We start from the raw sequence: 15060 nt of genomic DNA, 5'->3' as shown, positions 1-15060 counted from the left end.
CGCAGCCCTCCTGCGTCGCGACGGCAGCGCACCTGTCGGCCGGCGCCGGGTGAGGGGTACATTCGTGGCAGGAGGACGCCGTGATCGATGAGGTCGCCGATGCTCTCGCGGGCTTCGCCGCGAGTCTGCGCCCGTCTGAGGCGGAGGCGCGCGCGGCTGCCGCCGTTGCGCGCGCGCTGGTGGCGCCGCTCCTGGCCGACGGCCTCGCCCTCAGCGCCGTCGACGCCGGGTCGTTCGCGCACGGCACGGCGGTGGCGGGGTCGAGCCTGTTCGACGTCATCGTGGTGCTGCGCGGGTCGCGGCCGCGCTCGCCGGCGAAGGCGCTCGAGACGATGCTCGCCGGCCTCGAGACCTCCGGGTCGCCCGCGGCAACGGTGCAGAGCGACTCCCTCGTGATGACGGCCGACGCCGCGACGGGTACTCCGGGCGTCCGTCTGCTGCCCGCCTACGAGCACGCGACCGGCGGGGGCCCGGATGCGCCGGGTGCCACCGCGGCGGCGGTCTGGGTCGTCGACGCGGCCCGGCATTGGGTGCTGTGCCGGCCCGCGGCGCGTGGCGTGCTGCTCTCGCGCATCGACATCGACGGCTCGGTGCGCGAGCTGGTGCGACTCCTCCTGGCCTGGAAGCACCGCCTCGACGTGCCCGTCTCGTCGTACTACCTCGAGACCGTCGCCCTGCGCCAGACGCTGCAGCAGCCGTCGTTCAACCGGCTGTGGGATCTGTGCTGGGTGTGGGAGGCGCTCTCCGACGCCGGTCTGGTGCCGGTGCCCGACCCGTCCAGCCCGTCGCTGGTGCAGCCCGTGCGGGCGGCGCCGCGGCTGGCTGGGGCCATCGAGGCCGGCTACCCGGTCGAGCGCGCGGCGTCGAGCTCGCGGGGCGCGATCAACGCCTATCTCGACGGAGACGCCGCCACCGCCTCGGCGTACCTCCGGGCGCTGTTCGGCGACGGCTTCCCCGAACTCTGATCACCGACCATCGCGACCCCACTCCTGGTACGGTCGGCCCCATGACGACCCCGCCGCGCGCAGCCCTCGTGTACAACCCCGTGAAAGTCGACCTCGACGCCCTGCGCGAGGCCGTGTCGGCGGAGGAGGCGACGGCGGGCTGGGGCGAGACGCTCTGGCTCGAGACGACGGAGGACGACCCGGGCCCCGGCCAGGCGAAGAAAGCGCTCGCCGAGAAGGTCGACCTGGTGATCGCCGCGGGGGGAGACGGCACCGTGCGCTCGGTGGCCGAGGTGCTGCGTGGCTCGGGCGTGCCGCTCGCGCTGCTGCCCTCCGGCACCGGCAACCTCCTGGCGCGCAACCTCGAGCTCACCCTCGACGACCCCGCGAACTCCCTTGAGACCGCGTTCCGCGGCGCCGATCGCCCGATCGACCTCGGTGTCATCCGCATCCGTCACGAAGACGATTCGGTGTCGGAGCACGCCTACCTCGTCATGGCGGGGCTGGGGCTCGACGCGAAGATGCTCGCCGCCACCGACGACGAGCTGAAGGCCAAGGTGGGCTGGCTCGCCTACGTGAAGGCGATCGTCCAGGTGCTGCGCGACAAGAACCAGCTGCGCATCCGCTACAACCTCGACGGCAAGGGCAACCGCAGCGTGCGGGCGCACACCATCATGATCGGCAACTGCGGCTCCCTGCCCGCGAACATCCTGCTGCTGCCCGATGCGGCCGTCGACGACGGGGAGTTCGACATCGTCGTGCTGCGGCCGGAGGGGTTCATCGGCTGGGTGCAGATCATGGTCAAGGTGTTCTGGGAGAACGGCGTGCTGCGGCGCAACACCGTGGGCCGCAAGCTGATGGGCCTCACCAAGGAGGTGCGGGCGCTCAACTACCTCAAGGGGTCGTCGCTCACGCTGCGGTTGCAGCGGCCGGAGGAGATCGAGCTCGACGGCGACGGGTTCGGCAAGGCCGTCGCGCTGAAGACCTGGGTCGACGCGGGCTCGCTCATCGTGAGGGTGCCCGCCGAGGCCTGAGCGGAGGCCCGCCCGAGCGCATACTCGACCTCGACTCGCCGCGCAAGCCCCTTTAGTTCGCCGAACTTGTCGCTAGTCTTTCTAATAATCAGTCAGACGAAGTGGAGAGTGGAGCAACGATGGCTCTCGTCACCGACATCCGTGCAGCGCGGTCGCACGCCGCTGTGTCCCCGGTCGCCGCCGAGGCGTCCCCCGTCGCCGTCGAGGTGACGTGGGCGAGCCCCGAGGCCAAGCTCTGGGTGGGCTCGCGCCGTGGCGAGTACGCCGGGATGATCGAGTACACCCAAGGCCACTTCGTCGTGACCGGCCCCACCGGGCGACGGCTCGGCAGCTGCAGCGACCTCGCCCAGGCGATGGGCGTAGCCGAGCAGGGGGCGCGTCACTCGCGCCTCACCGAGTCGATGCTCTCGAACGTCGCCCTCGCGAGCGCCGTCATGGCACTCTCGGTCGCGGGCGTCAGCCTCTCGATGATCGCTGCGTGACGGGTACGCTTCGCGCGCGGCCCGCGCCTGTGCTCCGCCTCTTCTCGCGGGGGCGCCTGGCGTAGTCCCGTGCCCGGCTGCTCGACAGCGCGATGAGGATGAGGATGTCGAGCGAGAGCCCGATGAGATTCGTTCCGAGGGTGATCTGCACCCTGCCGTCGATGTGATCGACGGCGACGATGATGATGTTGATCGCGCTGAACGACATCACCAGGATGCGCGCCACGTTGCTCCCCAGGAAGACGAACAGCCCGAACAGGAACTCGGCGATACCGAACGCGATGGCGCCCGCCACGAGGATCCACAGCGTGAGATCGCGGTCGACCTCCGCGGGCAGTTCCGAGCCGGTGTCGAGCTGGATGGCGTCGCGCACCGCCGACCAGTCGAGCAGCACGGCGAGCACGAGCAGCACGGGAACGAAGGCCCGCAGCAGCACGACAACGCCGCCGAAGACCGTCGGGCCGGGTCGGCGCACCACCTTCGAGGCCAGGGGTTCTCGTCCGGCGACATCGTCGTGCGGGGTCGGCACGGGCGCCCGCACCTCGGCGACCCCCGCTGCCGACGGCGTCACCCGCCGCAGGTCGATCACCGGGAGGTCGCCGTCGGTGACGATGGAGTCGCCGCCGCCGTTGCGTGAGTGGTAGCCGGTGGCGAAGTCCTTCAGCACCCGCACGCCGACCACCGCATCCGCCGCCTGCACCGTCGTCACGATGTGGTCGCGCTCGACGTCGGTGTTCTCGTCGATCTTGTGCGTGATTTGCAGGGTGAACAGCGAGAAGCCCACGGCGCGGTCGTAGGTGCCCGCCGCGAGCCAGTCGGTCTGGTGCCCGCCGGGCAGCAGCCAGCCCTCGGGGCAACGCCAGAAGCGCACGTGGTGACGCTTGGCGGGGTTGCCCTTCACCTCCTGCTGATAGGCGAAGTCCTGGTTGCGGCCGAACAGCATGAGCGGGCTCACCGGGGCCTCGTCGTAGCTGCGCCGGAGCAGGGTGGAGGTGACGATGCGCCATCCGCTCCGCAGAGAAAGGTCGTCTGCCCTCGTCCATCCCGCCGCGAGCATCGCCGTGTGCAGCTGCTCCTCGCTGCCGAGCAGGCCGAGGTTCACGGGGTCGCCGAGCAGCCCGTCGCTCGTGCGAGTGCGGCCGATGAAGTAGTTCGGCACGTAGATGTTCGTGAGGATGCGGTGAAGGCGCGGCAGCGCGATGTAGGCGACCAGCACCCAGAACACCAGGTAGAACCAGATCTGGGCCCAGCCCGAGGCGAAGCCCTGGGTTAGCACGAGATACGCGAGCCAGATCGAGGCGACGCCGGCCACCACGAAGAACACGTTGTCGAACACGGCGTTGATCGAGAAGCCTCGTCGGCGCCTGGGGGCGTCGTGCACCGAGGGGTCGGCCTCCGTCAGGGTGTCGGGCATGGGGACAGGGTATCCGGTGCGCCGCCCGCCGCGGGCGCGCCGCCCGCCGCGGGCTGACCGCCACCGCCGGGTTCGCCGCTCAGACCCGGGCGAGCGTCACCCTCGTCAGGTAGGGCAGCTCGAACCGCTCACGCCCGGCCAGCTGCGGGTGTGTATCGATGAGTTCGTCGACGGACGCCAGCAGGGCCGCTCGTTCTGCGGCCCGCATGGCGATGACGTAGCTGCGCGAGGTCACCATGGCGACGAGCTGCTCTCGGTCGAGGCGGTTCACCCAGGTGAACTGGGCGTAGGCGTCGCGGCGCAGTGGCGCGGCCAGGGGAGGCCGTACGGTGTCGAACTCCTCGGCGATCGACGAGCCGATGGTACGGCTGAGCGCCGCCACCCACTCGGTGCCCTCGTCGCGTACGTTCCAGAGCAGGGCGAGCACCCCGCCCGGCCGCAGCACCCGCGCCACCTCGGCGCTCGCCGCCACCGGGTCGACCCAGTGCCAGGCCTGGGCCATGGTCACCAGGTCGGCCGATGCGGCTCCGAGCGGGACGGCCTCGGCCGAGCCTTCGAGCGCGACCACACCGGGCAGACGGGCCTCGAGGGTGGCGAGCATCGCGACGTCGGGCTCGACGGCGGTGACGGATGCGGCTCGGCCGACGAACGAGGCGGTGAGCTTGCCGGTTCCGGCGCCCAGGTCGACCACGTCGGGAGGGGTGCCCTCGTCGGTGTCGACGTGGGAGAGGATCCAGTCGACCGCGTCGACGGGGTACCCCGGCCGGCCGAGCTCGTAGGCCGTGGCCTCGGTGCCGAAGACGCGCGCGTGCTGCTGGTCTTTCATGCCGCCAGTCTGGCACGGGGCCGAGCAGGCGCAGCAGGCACGGCCGGCGCCGCGCTCACGCGGTTCGACGCTCGACGCTCAGTGCCCCGAGCGCAGGAAATCGGAGACGCGTTCACCGACGAGCACCGCCGTGAGGGCCGGGCCGCGCCGGGGAGCCGTCGGCACGATCGACAGGTCGGCGATGCGCAGCCCCCTCACCCCGTTCACCCGCCCGAATCCGTCGGTCACGGCGGATGGTCCGCCGAACGCCGCGGTGCCGCAGCTGTGCAAGGCCGTACCGAGGTGGTCGAGGAGCCAGGCGTCGAGGGAGTCGTCGTCACCGACGACCGCCGGCTCGGGCTGCACCCCGGTCGCGTCGTCGAAGGCGGGGGAGTGCAGCAGGCCGACGGCGAGCCGCACCCCGGCACGCAGGGCGGTGCGATCGAGCCGGTCGTCGAGGTAGCCGAGGTCGATGCGCGGCTCGGGTCCGTCGGTTCCCGCGACGAGACGGATGCTGCCCCTGGCCCGTGAGGTCTGCAGCGCCACCAGCGCCGTCAGCCGCCGCGCGGAGCCGGGCGCGTCGAGCGCTCCCTGTGGCGTCGCGGACTCCGCGCTCGTCAGCAGCTCGTCCATCGGCCGCGTGAGCGGCAGCACCTCGACCTCGTCACCGGCGTCGCCCACCGCGGTGTTCAGCACGATCTCGAGGCTCGGCACGCGGTGCTCCGGCGGAAGCGACCGGTCGACCCAGGTCACCGGAACCTGCGGGTGGTCGCTCAGCCCCCGCCCCACCCGGGGCGAGTCGACCGCGCACGCGACACCGGCGGCGTCGAGTTCGTCGCGCGGGCCGATTCCCGATCGCAGCAGCAGCAGCGGGGTGGCGAGTGCTCCGGCCGCGAGCACCACCTCGCGCGCGTGCACCATCGACACTGTGCCGCCGCTCGCCACCTCGACGCCCACGACCCTGGGCGTGCTCGGCAGGCGGTCGCGCGGCATCGAAGCGCTCGCACCGGGGCCGCCCGGCTGCAGCACCACCCGCCGCACCGTCGCCTCCCCGCGCAGCTCGAGGTTCGGCCGCCCCGCCGCCCGGCCGACGGGCGGCAGCAGGTAGGCGAGCGCCGCGTTCCAGCGCACGCCGTCGCGCAGGTTCATCGGCAGCGGGCCGATACCGTTCGGCTGATCGCCGTTCTTGTCGGCCTCGAACCGCAGCCCGGCGGCCCGTGCGGCCCGCACGAAGGCCGATGCCGTCGCGGTGCCGCCGTCACCGTCGGGCCCGATCGGCGCGCGGGTGACAGGCATGGGCCCCGAGGAGCCGTGCAGCGCATCCGTGCCGTACTGAGCATCCGCCTCGAGCCGCCGCAGAGCCGGCAGGCAGGCCTCCCAGCTCCATCCGGTGCCGCCGAGCTCAGCCCAGCCGTCGAGGTCGACCCGGCGCGGGCGCACGAAGTAGCCGCCGTTGACGGTCGTCGAGCCACCGGCGACCCGCCCGCGGGCGAGCGAATAGGGCCGCCCCTCGTAGAGCGTCGCAGGGTAGGCCCAGTTGAGCGGATGCCCGGGTGCCGCCCCCGCGATCGTCGCCGCATCGAGGGCGTCGGTGGGGAACTCCCCGGCAGACGCCGGCACCGGGCCGGCCTCGAGCACGAGCACGCGCCGCCACGGGTCTTCGGCGAGGCGCGCAGCGAGGGCGCAGCCTGAGGCGCCGGCGCCGACCACAACGACGTCCCAGACCTCGTCGGCCGGCGCGCTCACCGTGCGGCTACCCGTCGCCGCGGGTGGTGTCGAAGGTCGAGGCCAGCGCTGCCACCGCCTCGTCGAGCAGCAGCGCGAGGTCGGCGTCGTCGTGCCGCAGCCACTGCTCGTAGGCCGAGAGGGAGACCGCGAGGTACGACCAGGCGATGGCCTGCGGGCGCAGCGACTCCTCCGGTTCGCCGAGTCTCTCCGCGACGAAGGCGGCGATCACGGCTCGCCAGGCGGCATAGCGCAGGGTCGAGTGGGCGACCAGCGTGGGGACGTTCAGGAGCAGGTCCATGCGCTGGCGGTGGTAGGGCACCTCCTCGACGGGGAACCGGTTGAACTCCACCACGGCGGCGTGCAGCGCGTCGACCAGGGGGAGCTCGGCGGGCATGCTCGCGAGGTGGGCGCGCATGCGGTCGAGCAGCAGGTCGAAGTCGCCCCAGGGCAGGTCGTTCTTCGACGGGAAGTACCGGAACACGGTGCGCCGCCCGATTCCTGCCCGCGCCGCGATCTGGTCGATCGTCGTGGCGTCGAAGCCGTTCTCGAGGAAGAGCTGCAAGGCGATGTGGCTGAGTTCGGCCCGGCTGGTCGAGGGTTGCCTGCCCACTCGCGCGGGGGCGGTGGTGGGCGTCTCCGACGCGTCGGTCACGTCTGCCCCCTTCCATTCGGCACTCGGTGTCATTAGTATCGTGCTATCGCCGCGATTCGACGAAGAAGACGAATACGACCATGAGGAGAATCCCATGAGTGACCGTGATGTGGCCAGCACCGAGACCGTGAACGACGACGTGTCGGTCGTCGAGGATTCGCTCGTCGAAGAGGTGTCGATCGACGGCATGTGCGGCGTCTACTAGTCCGACGCCATGACCACGCCGCCTCTGGACAGCGCGTGGGACCTGCATCCGCAGGTGTCGGTGCGCCCTGAGCCCTTCGGTGCTCTGCTCTACCACTTCGGAACACGCAAGCTCTCCTTCTTGAAAGACCGCGCGCTCCTCGCGGCGGTCGAGGGCCTCGCCGGGTCGGCGACGCTCCGCGACGCGTTCTCCCGTGCGGGCATCGGCGATGCCGACATGCCCCGTTACCAATTAGCCCTGGGCACGCTCGCCGTGTCGCAGATGGTGATCGAAAGGCAGCAATGACCCTCCTCGACGCACCCCGCCCGCCCGCGAAGGCGGCTCGCCTGGTCGACCTGTTCGAGTACGGGCTCGATTCGCCGATCTGTCTCACCTGGGAGCTCACCTACGCCTGCAACCTCTCGTGCGTGCACTGCCTGTCGAGCTCGGGTCGTCGCGATCCGCGCGAGCTCAGCACGGAGGAGTGCAAGGCGGTCATCGACGAGCTCGAGCGCATGCAGGTGTTCTACGTGAACATCGGTGGCGGCGAGCCCACGGTGCGCAGCGACTTCTGGGAGCTCGTCGACTACGCCACCGCCCACAAAGTCGGGGTGAAGTTCTCCACCAACGGGGTGAAGATCACCCCCGAGGTGGCCGAGAAGCTCGCCGCGAGCGACTACGTCGACGTGCAGATCTCCCTCGACGGCGCCACCGCCGAGGTGAACGACTTCGTGCGCGGCCCCGGTTCCTACGCCACGGCGATGCGCGCCATGCAGAACATGAAGGATGCCGGGTTCACCGGTTTCAAGATCTCGGTGGTGTGCACCAGGCAGAACATCCCGCAGCTCGACGAGTTCAAGGCCATCGCCGACCACTACGGCGCCCAGCTGCGGCTCACCCGCCTGCGGCCGTCGGGCCGCGGCGCCGACGTGTGGGACGAGCTGCACCCGTTGCCCGCGCAGCAGCGCGAGCTCTACGACTGGCTCGTCGCGAACGGCGAGGGTGTGCTCACGGGCGACAGCTTCTTCCACCTCTCCGCCTACGGCGAGGCGCTTCCCGGTCTCAACCTCTGCGGTGCGGGCCGGGTGGTGTGCCTCATCGACCCGGTCGGTGACGTGTACGCCTGCCCGTTCGCGATCCACGACGAGTTCCTCGCCGGCAACGTGCGCGAGCCCGGCGGGTTCCAGGAGGTGTGGCGGCACTCCGAGCTGTTCACCCGCCTGCGCATCCCGCAATCGGGCGGTGCCTGCGCATCCTGCAGCTTCTTCGACTCCTGCAAGGGCGGCTGCATGGCCGCGAAGTTCTTCACCGGGCTGCCGCTCGACGGCCCCGACCCGGAGTGCGTGCGCGGCTTCGGCGAGGAGGCGCTCGAGAAGCGCAAGGAGGCCGACAGCATCCCGAAGCCCGACGGCGACCACTCGCACTCGACCGTGCGCGGGCCGAGGCGTGACGGCAAACCCGTGAGCAGCGGGCTGATCAGCACGAAGAAGAGCCGCGCCGTGCCGATCACGCTCTCCCTCACCCGGCCCGACCGGCCACCGGTGAGTGCCTGCGAGGAGAACCCGCTCGCCGGGTTCCGGCCCGAGGGCTGACAAGACCACGGGCCGAGACACGGCCCGCGTGGAGTGATGGAGTGGAAGGAGCATGCAATGGGGCGTGTTGAAGGAAAGGTCGCGTTCGTCACGGGCGCCGCGCGAGGGCAGGGCCGCAGCCACGCGGTGCGGTTGGCCGAGGAGGGCGCCGACATCATCGCCGTCGACCTCGCCGACCACATCCCGAACATCGACTACCCCTCCTCGACCGAGGAGGACCTCGCCGAGACCGTGCGCCAGGTCGAGGCGCTCGACCGTCGCATCATCGCCACGAAGACGGATGTGCGCGACCGGGCCGCGATGAAGGCCGCCATCGACGAGGGCGTCGCCCAGCTCGGCAAGCTCGACATCGTGGTGGCGAACGCGGGCATCTGCGTGATCGCCGACTGGAAGGACACCTCGGAGGAGGTGTGGGACCAGACCATCGGCACCAACCTCAAGGGCGTCTGGAACACCCTCCAGCTCAGCACGCAGCACCTCATCGACAACGGCGGCGGCTCGATCATCATGACCAGCTCCGCGGCCGGCATCAAGGGGCTGCCGTTCCTCTCGGCCTACGTCACCGCGAAGCACGGTGTGGTGGGGCTCATGCGGGCCTACGCCACCGAGCTCGCCGAGTACAACATCCGCGTCAACACGATCCACCCGACCGGCGTCAACACGCCCATGGGCACGCTCGGCGGAGGCGCCTTCGGCCCGCTGCTCGAGGCGCACCCGAAGCTCGGCGGCATGCTCGCCAACCTGCTGCCGATCGAGATCACCGAGCCGGTCGACCAGTCGAACGCCGTGCTCTTCCTCGCCTCCGACGAGTCGAGGTACGTCACGAGCCTCGAGCTCACGGTCGACGCCGGCAACACGCAGTTCTAGACCCGAACGTTCACCGGCCCCGCCGGGGCCGCATCAACCGGCCCCGCCGGGGCCATGACGAAGGGAGCACGCGATGGGGCGTGTAGAGGGCAAGGTCGCATTCATCACCGGCGCGGCGCGGGGGCAGGGGCGCAGCCACGCGCTGCGGCTCGCCCAGGAGGGCGCCGACATCATCGCCGTCGACATCTGCGCTCCGGTGGCGGCGAACAACGCACCGCCGGCCACCGAGGAGGACCTCGCCGAGACCGTGCGCCAGGTCGAGGCACTCGACCGCCGCATCGTCGCCGCGAAGGCCGACGTGCGCGACTTCGACCAGCTGAAGTCGGTGCTCGACGACGGCGTCGCCCAGCTCGGGCGGCTCGACATCGTCTCGGCCAACGCCGGCATCGCCGGGTCGCCGAACCGCGCCGAAGACATTCCCGACGAGGAATGGGCCGACATGGTCGACATCAACCTCAACGGCGTGTGGCGCACGGCCAAGGCGGCAATCCCGCACCTGAAGGCCGGAGGCAACGGCGGGTCGATCATCCTCACCAGCTCCGACGCCGGCATCTTCGCCTACCCGAACATCGCCCACTACGTCTCGGCGAAGCACGGTGTCGTCGGGCTGATGCGCACCCTGGCGCTCGAACTGGCACCCGACTTCATCAGGGTGAACAGCATCCACCCCACCACCGTCGACACCCCGATGGTGCAGAACGAGGGCACCTACAAGCTGTTCCGGCCCGACCTCGAGAACCCCACGCAGAAGGACTTCGCCGACAGCGCCATCGCGATGAACGCCATTCCCATCCCGTGGGTCGACCCGGTCGACATCTCGAACGCCGTGCTCTGGCTGGCCTCCGACGAGTCGCGCTACGTCACGGGGGTCATGCTGCCCGTCGACGCCGGTGCGGCGATCAAGTGAGAGGAGCGGGACCATGGCAGGACGAGTAGAGGGCAAGGTCGCGTTCATCACGGGCGCGGCGCGCGGGCAGGGTCGCAGCCACGCGCTGCGGCTCGCCGAGGAGGGTGCCGACATCATCGCCGTCGACATCGCGGAGTCGATCCCCGGCATGGAGAAGTACTACGCCGGCGCCACGGAGGACGACCTCGCCGAGACCGTGCGCCAGATCGAGGCGCTCGACCGGCGCATCGTGGCCACCAAAGCGGATGTGCGCGACTTCGACGCGCTGAAGGCGGCGGTCGACGAGGGGGTCGCGCAGCTCGGCCACGTCGACATCGTCTCGGCGAACGCGGGTGTCTTCGCGTTCGGCGAGCAGTCGCAGCTGGTCGAGGACGCCGAGTGGGACATGGTGAACGACATCAACGCGAAGGGCGTGTGGCACACGGCGAAAGCCGTCATCCCGCACCTGATCGAGCAGGGCACCGGTGGATCGATCGTGCTCACGTCGTCGACGGCCGGTCTCAAGGGCACGCCGAACGTGGTCGCCTACACGGCGTCGAAGCATGCGGTGGTGGGCATCATGCGCACGCTGGCGCTCGAGCTCGCTCCGCACCGCATCCGGGTGAACACCGTGCACCCCACCGGGGTCGCGACCGACATGATCCTCAATGAGGCGACGTTCAGGCTGTTCCTGCCGCACGTCGAGCACCCCACCCGCGAGGAGGCGGCCGAGGTGTTCGCCACCACGAACGCCCTGCCCGTGCCGTGGGTGGAGCCGATCGACATCTCGAACGCGGTGCTCTACCTCGCCTCCGACGAGGCGCGGTACGTCACGGGAACCGAGCTCAAGATCGACGCCGGATACACGGTGAAGTGAGGATGGGTGAATCGCTGGAGGCCACCCGTCGGCGGGTTGCCGCCCACCTGGTCGGCCGTGAGCGCGAGCTCGAGCTCGCCCTCGCGGCCGTCTCGGCGGGTCGCGACCTGGTGCTCGAGGGCCCGCCCGGCACCTCGAAGACCACGATGCTGAAAGCCATCACCGAGGAGTGGGGCATTCCGCTGGTGTTCGTGGAGGGCAACGCCGACCTCACCTCCGGCAAGCTCGTCGGCCACCACAACCCGGCCCGGGTGCTGCGGGAGGACTACAGCGCCGACAACTTCGTGCCCGGGCCCCTCGTCGAAGCGATGCGGCGAGGCGGCTTCCTCTACATCGAGGAGTTCAACCGTGCCCCGGAAGACACGCTGAACACCCTCCTCACCGCGATGGCCGACCGGTCGATCGAGGTGCCGAGGGTGGGGCGCGTGGAGGCGCTGCCCACCTTCCGGGTGATCGCCTCGATGAACCCGTTCGACAACGTGGGCACGACACGGCTGTCCACGAGCGTGAGCGACCGGCTCAACCGCATCGTCGTCGGCTATCAGGACGCCGAGGCCGAGCGCGGCATCGTCGCCCTCCGCACCGGGCTCGGCTCGGGCTCGGGTGCCGCTGCCGCCGCCCGCATCATCCCCGACGCGGTCGCGGTCACGCGGGCGACGCGCGAGCATCCGGATGTGCGTCAGGGGTCGAGCGTGCGGGGTGCCATCGACTGCACCCTGGTGACCCACGAGCTGCTCGGGCTGCGGGGGCAGGACGTCGACGACGAGGAGGCCTACCGGGCCACCTTCTTCGACGCGATGCTGGTGTCGCTGTCGGGGCGCATCCACGTCGACGAGGCGGTGGAGACGACTCCGGAACGGGTGCTGCGCGAGATCTGGGAAGACCACTTCGTGCTGGAGCCGGCGAGGGCCGAGCCGGGGTGAAGAGCGGTCGAGGCCGACACCCCCGTCTCCCGGCGCCGCGACGACGCACCGCGCGGGGCCAAGCCGCTGCGCCGGCGGCCGAAGCAGCTCGACGAAGACCCCACCGTGTACTCGGTCTCGGGCAGCGGCTCGGGGCTGGTGCTCCGTGCGCAGCCCGGGCCGGGGCGGGGGAGTGCTGCGAAGCCGCGGCCCTCGGGCTCGGGCGAGGGTTTCACCGACGACGAGGGCGTGCTCCTCCTCGCCGAGGAACTCGACGCCGCGCCCGTCGATGCGCTCGTACGCGAGCGGGCGGCGCAGATCGCCTCGCGGCTGTCGGTGCCGAAGCCGCGCGCCGACGGAGCCCGCGACCGCGGATGGGGGCAGCTGAAGAGCGTGCCCTACCGCGGCGGCAGCGACGAGATCGATCTCGACCTCACGCTGCAGATGCTCGCCGAGAAGCCTCTGCCGGAGGAGGAGGACGTGATCGTGCGCGAGCGCGTGCGAGCACGCCGCTCGGTCGTGCTCGCGGTCGACGTCTCGGGCTCGATGAAGGGCGAGCGGGTGCGCACGGCCGCGGCGACGGTCGGGGCGCTGGCCGCCGAGCTCGCGCACGACGCGCTCGCCGTGGTGGCGTTCTGGTCGGATGCCGCGGTGCTGCACCGGCTCGGCGACCCGGTGCGGCCCATGGAGCTCCTCGACGAGATGCTGCGGCTGCCGGCCCGGGGGCTCACCAACGTCGCCTTCCCGCTGAAGATCGCCGCCGAGCAGCTCGCCGGGGTGCCGGAGCGCAACGCGCGGGTCATCCTGCTGTCGGACTGCGTGCACAACGCGGGGCCCGATCCGAGGCCGTTCGCCGCGCGGCTGCCGAGGCTCGACGTGCTGCTCGACACCAGCGGCGAGAAGGACGTCGAGCTCGGGCGCGAGCTGGCGCGGTTCGGGAGGGGTACGTTCAGGGCCATCCGGGGCTTCCACGACGTCGCCCCGGCACTCGGTGCCGTGTTCCGGGAGTGATTTGGGCGCCCGGACGGTATGTTCTGGCACCCGGTGTCATTATGATGGATGTGATCCTCACCGCAGAGGGTGAGGGGAGAGTGGGAGTTCGATGGCGAACGCATGGTTCGAGACCGTGGCCGAGGCGCAGCGCCGGGCCAAGAAGCAGCTTCCCTCCTCGGTGTACGGGGCGCTCGTCGCCGGCTCCGAGCGGGGCACGACGATCGACGACAACATCGGCGCCTTCAGCGAGCTCGGCTTCGCGCCGCACGTCGCCGGGCACAAGGCCACCCGCGACCTCGCCACCTCGGTGATGGGGCTCGACCTGTCGTTCCCGGTGATGATCTCGCCGACCGGCGTGCAGGCGGTGCACCCCGACGGCGAGGTGGCCGTGGCCCGGGCGGCCGCGAACCGCGGCATCTCGATGGGGCTGTCGTCGTTCGCCTCGAAGCCGGTGGAGGAGGTGACCGCCGCCAACCCGAACACGCTGTACCAGATGTACTGGACGGGAACGCGCGACGCCATGATCCAGCGCATGGAGCGGGCGCGCGCGGCGGGCGCGAAGGGGCTCATCGCGACTCTCGACTGGTCGTTCTCGAACGGGCGCGACTGGGGTTCCCCGTCGATCCCGGAGAAGCTCGACCTGAAGACCATGGTGAAGTTCGCACCCAACGTGCTGCCGCATCCGGCCTGGCTGCTGCGTTTCGCGAAGACCCGCAAGCTGCCCGACCTCACCGCACCCAATCTGCAGCCGCCCGGGGGCTCGGCGCCGACGTTCTTCGGCGCCTACTACGAGTGGATGCAGACCCCGCCCCCGTCGTGGGACGACGTGGTGTGGATGCGCGAGCAGTGGGGCGGGCCGTTCATGCTGAAGGGCGTGACCCGGGTCGACGACGCCCGCCGGGCTGTGGATGCGGGGGTCACTGCCATCTCGGTGTCGAACCACGGCGGCAACAACCTCGACACGACGCCGGCGACCATCCGGGTGCTGCCCTCGGTCGTCGCGGCGGTCGGCGACCAGATCGAGGTCGTTCTCGACGGAGGCGTGCGGCGCGGCGGCGACGTGGCGAAGGCCGTGGCGCTCGGGGCCCGGGCCGTGATGATCGGCCGGGCCTACCTGTGGGGTCTCGCCGCGAACGGGCAGGCGGGGGTGGAGAACGTGCTCGACATCCTGCGCGGGGGGCTCGACTCGGCGGTGCTCGGCACCGGGCACTCCTCGGTGCACGAGCTCGGGCGAGACGACCTCAGCATCCCGGCCGGGTTCGAGCGCACCCTCGGCGGCGGCTCTGAGGGCGACGGGGGAGCGGCCGGTGCCGGCGCGGTCACCTCGGCCGGCGGGGAGACGGGTGCGGGCACCGAGCCTCCGGCCCGCGCCCCGCAGAAGACCTCCCGCACCCCCTCCCGCGCGGCCAAGCCCCTCGCGAAGGCCGAGGCCGACCAGCCCTAGCCCCCACTCACGCACTTTTCCCCGACAAAGTCCGTGAAGACCTCGGTCTTCCCGGACTTTGTGCGGGACAACGCGGAGACAGGTCTGGGTGTGGGCGCGTTCCGCCCGGTCACCTGAACCCGCCCCGCCCCCCCCACTTCTCCCCGAAAAAGTCCGTGAAGACCTCGGTCTTCACGGACTTTGTGCGGGAGAAGCCGCAGGAGGGAGCGGGGGACGGGCGAACCGGGGGAAGATGGGGGTGCGGGCGGAGCGCCCG

The 15060-nt window shown here is 71.1% G+C and carries 16 protein-coding genes; 12 read left to right on the top strand and 4 right to left on the bottom strand.

Going from position 1 to position 15060, the window contains the following annotated elements; genetic code table 11:
* Nucleotides 1-80: 80 nt before the first annotated feature.
* The 3 genes from ABFY20_RS12120 (at nt 81) to ABFY20_RS12110 (ending at nt 2460) form a co-directional block, all read left to right on the top strand.
* Nucleotides 81-965 carry a hypothetical protein gene (locus ABFY20_RS12120; protein WP_368496502.1) on the top strand — a complete coding sequence of 295 codons (885 nt, stop codon included), beginning with the start codon at nt 81-83 and terminating at the stop codon, nt 963-965.
* Between the two features lie 41 nt (nt 966-1006).
* Nucleotides 1007-1978, top strand: a complete 972-nt coding sequence (locus tag ABFY20_RS12115; protein ID WP_368496501.1) for a diacylglycerol kinase family protein — start codon at nt 1007-1009, stop codon at nt 1976-1978.
* A gap of 119 nt (nt 1979-2097) precedes the next feature.
* Nucleotides 2098-2460, top strand: a complete 363-nt coding sequence (locus ABFY20_RS12110) for a hypothetical protein (RefSeq protein ID WP_368496500.1) — start codon at nt 2098-2100, stop codon at nt 2458-2460.
* Here ABFY20_RS12110 and ABFY20_RS12105 read toward each other — a convergent pair.
* The 4 genes from ABFY20_RS12105 to mftR form a co-directional block, all read right to left on the bottom strand.
* Nucleotides 2435-3874 carry an LssY C-terminal domain-containing protein gene (locus ABFY20_RS12105; protein WP_368496499.1) on the bottom strand — a complete coding sequence of 480 codons (1440 nt, stop codon included), beginning with the start codon at nt 3872-3874 and terminating at the stop codon, nt 2435-2437. The two genes, ABFY20_RS12110 and ABFY20_RS12105, sit on opposite strands and share 26 nt — an antisense overlap.
* Nucleotides 3875-3953: 79 nt before the next feature.
* A complete protein-coding gene (locus tag ABFY20_RS12100) occupies nt 3954-4700 on the bottom strand; it encodes a class I SAM-dependent methyltransferase (protein ID WP_368496498.1) in 747 nt (248 codons plus the stop codon).
* Between the two features lie 78 nt (nt 4701-4778).
* Complete coding sequence (locus ABFY20_RS12095) at nt 4779-6425, bottom strand: GMC family oxidoreductase (RefSeq protein WP_368496497.1); 1647 nt, start codon at nt 6423-6425, stop codon at nt 4779-4781.
* Between the two features lie 7 nt (nt 6426-6432).
* Nucleotides 6433-7059 (bottom strand): mycofactocin system transcriptional regulator, encoded by a 627-nt coding sequence (mftR, locus tag ABFY20_RS12090; protein ID WP_368496496.1) that lies wholly within the window; start codon nt 7057-7059, stop codon nt 6433-6435.
* Between the two features lie 94 nt (nt 7060-7153).
* On the opposite strand from mftR, the gene mftA reads away from it, so the two are divergent.
* The 9 genes from mftA (at nt 7154) to mftD (ending at nt 14804) form a co-directional block, all read left to right on the top strand.
* Nucleotides 7154-7264: a mycofactocin precursor MftA gene (gene mftA / locus ABFY20_RS12085; RefSeq protein WP_368496495.1), complete on the top strand. Its 111-nt coding sequence runs from the start codon at nt 7154-7156 to the stop codon at nt 7262-7264.
* A gap of 9 nt (nt 7265-7273) precedes the next feature.
* Complete coding sequence (gene mftB / locus ABFY20_RS12080; RefSeq protein WP_368496494.1) at nt 7274-7549, top strand: mycofactocin biosynthesis chaperone MftB; 276 nt, start codon at nt 7274-7276, stop codon at nt 7547-7549.
* A complete protein-coding gene (mftC, locus tag ABFY20_RS12075; RefSeq protein WP_368496493.1) occupies nt 7546-8835 on the top strand; it encodes a mycofactocin radical SAM maturase in 1290 nt (429 codons plus the stop codon). Before mftB ends, mftC begins: the two co-directional genes overlap by 4 nt.
* A gap of 57 nt (nt 8836-8892) precedes the next feature.
* Entirely contained in the window at nt 8893-9702 is an 810-nt protein-coding gene (locus ABFY20_RS12070) for a mycofactocin-coupled SDR family oxidoreductase (protein WP_171704415.1), read from the top strand.
* Nucleotides 9703-9775: 73 nt separating this feature from the next.
* Nucleotides 9776-10609: a mycofactocin-coupled SDR family oxidoreductase gene (locus ABFY20_RS12065; RefSeq protein WP_368496492.1), complete on the top strand. Its 834-nt coding sequence runs from the start codon at nt 9776-9778 to the stop codon at nt 10607-10609.
* 13 nt (nt 10610-10622) lie between these two features.
* Nucleotides 10623-11465 (top strand): mycofactocin-coupled SDR family oxidoreductase, encoded by an 843-nt coding sequence (locus ABFY20_RS12060; RefSeq protein WP_368496491.1) that lies wholly within the window; start codon nt 10623-10625, stop codon nt 11463-11465.
* Between the two features lie 2 nt (nt 11466-11467).
* Entirely contained in the window at nt 11468-12388 is a 921-nt protein-coding gene (locus ABFY20_RS12055; RefSeq protein ID WP_368496490.1) for an AAA family ATPase, read from the top strand.
* A gap of 105 nt (nt 12389-12493) precedes the next feature.
* Complete coding sequence (locus ABFY20_RS12050) at nt 12494-13378, top strand: VWA domain-containing protein (protein ID WP_368496489.1); 885 nt, start codon at nt 12494-12496, stop codon at nt 13376-13378.
* 91 nt (nt 13379-13469) lie between these two features.
* Entirely contained in the window at nt 13470-14804 is a 1335-nt protein-coding gene (gene mftD / locus ABFY20_RS12045; protein WP_368496488.1) for a pre-mycofactocin synthase MftD, read from the top strand.
* Nucleotides 14805-15060: the final 256 nt, after the last annotated feature.

It is taken from the genome of Herbiconiux sp. A18JL235, assembly GCF_040939305.1.
GTDB lineage: Bacteria > Actinomycetota > Actinomycetes > Actinomycetales > Microbacteriaceae > Herbiconiux.
The sequence above is the reverse complement of the archived record's forward strand: the minus strand, read 5'-3'. Positions and strand labels throughout refer to the sequence as shown.

Bases quoted from the DNA above. Each gene is read 5' to 3' on its own strand.
- ABFY20_RS12115 (WP_368496501.1), top strand. From the start codon at position 1,007: ATGACGACCCCGCCGCGCGCAGCCCTCGTGTACAACCCCGTGAAAGTC.
- ABFY20_RS12110 (WP_368496500.1), top strand. From the start codon at position 2,098: ATGGCTCTCGTCACCGACATCCGTGCAGCGCGGTCGCACGCCGCTGTG.
- ABFY20_RS12105 (WP_368496499.1), bottom strand. From the start codon at position 3,874: ATGCCCGACACCCTGACGGAGGCCGACCCCTCGGTGCACGACGCCCCC.
- ABFY20_RS12100 (WP_368496498.1), bottom strand. From the start codon at position 4,700: ATGAAAGACCAGCAGCACGCGCGCGTCTTCGGCACCGAGGCCACGGCC.
- mftA (WP_368496495.1), top strand. From the start codon at position 7,154: ATGAGTGACCGTGATGTGGCCAGCACCGAGACCGTGAACGACGACGTG.
- mftB (WP_368496494.1), top strand. From the start codon at position 7,274: ATGACCACGCCGCCTCTGGACAGCGCGTGGGACCTGCATCCGCAGGTG.
- mftC (WP_368496493.1), top strand. From the start codon at position 7,546: ATGACCCTCCTCGACGCACCCCGCCCGCCCGCGAAGGCGGCTCGCCTG.
- ABFY20_RS12070 (WP_171704415.1), top strand. From the start codon at position 8,893: ATGGGGCGTGTTGAAGGAAAGGTCGCGTTCGTCACGGGCGCCGCGCGA.
- ABFY20_RS12065 (WP_368496492.1), top strand. From the start codon at position 9,776: ATGGGGCGTGTAGAGGGCAAGGTCGCATTCATCACCGGCGCGGCGCGG.
- ABFY20_RS12060 (WP_368496491.1), top strand. From the start codon at position 10,623: ATGGCAGGACGAGTAGAGGGCAAGGTCGCGTTCATCACGGGCGCGGCG.
- ABFY20_RS12055 (WP_368496490.1), top strand. From the start codon at position 11,468: ATGGGTGAATCGCTGGAGGCCACCCGTCGGCGGGTTGCCGCCCACCTG.
- mftD (WP_368496488.1), top strand. From the start codon at position 13,470: ATGGCGAACGCATGGTTCGAGACCGTGGCCGAGGCGCAGCGCCGGGCC.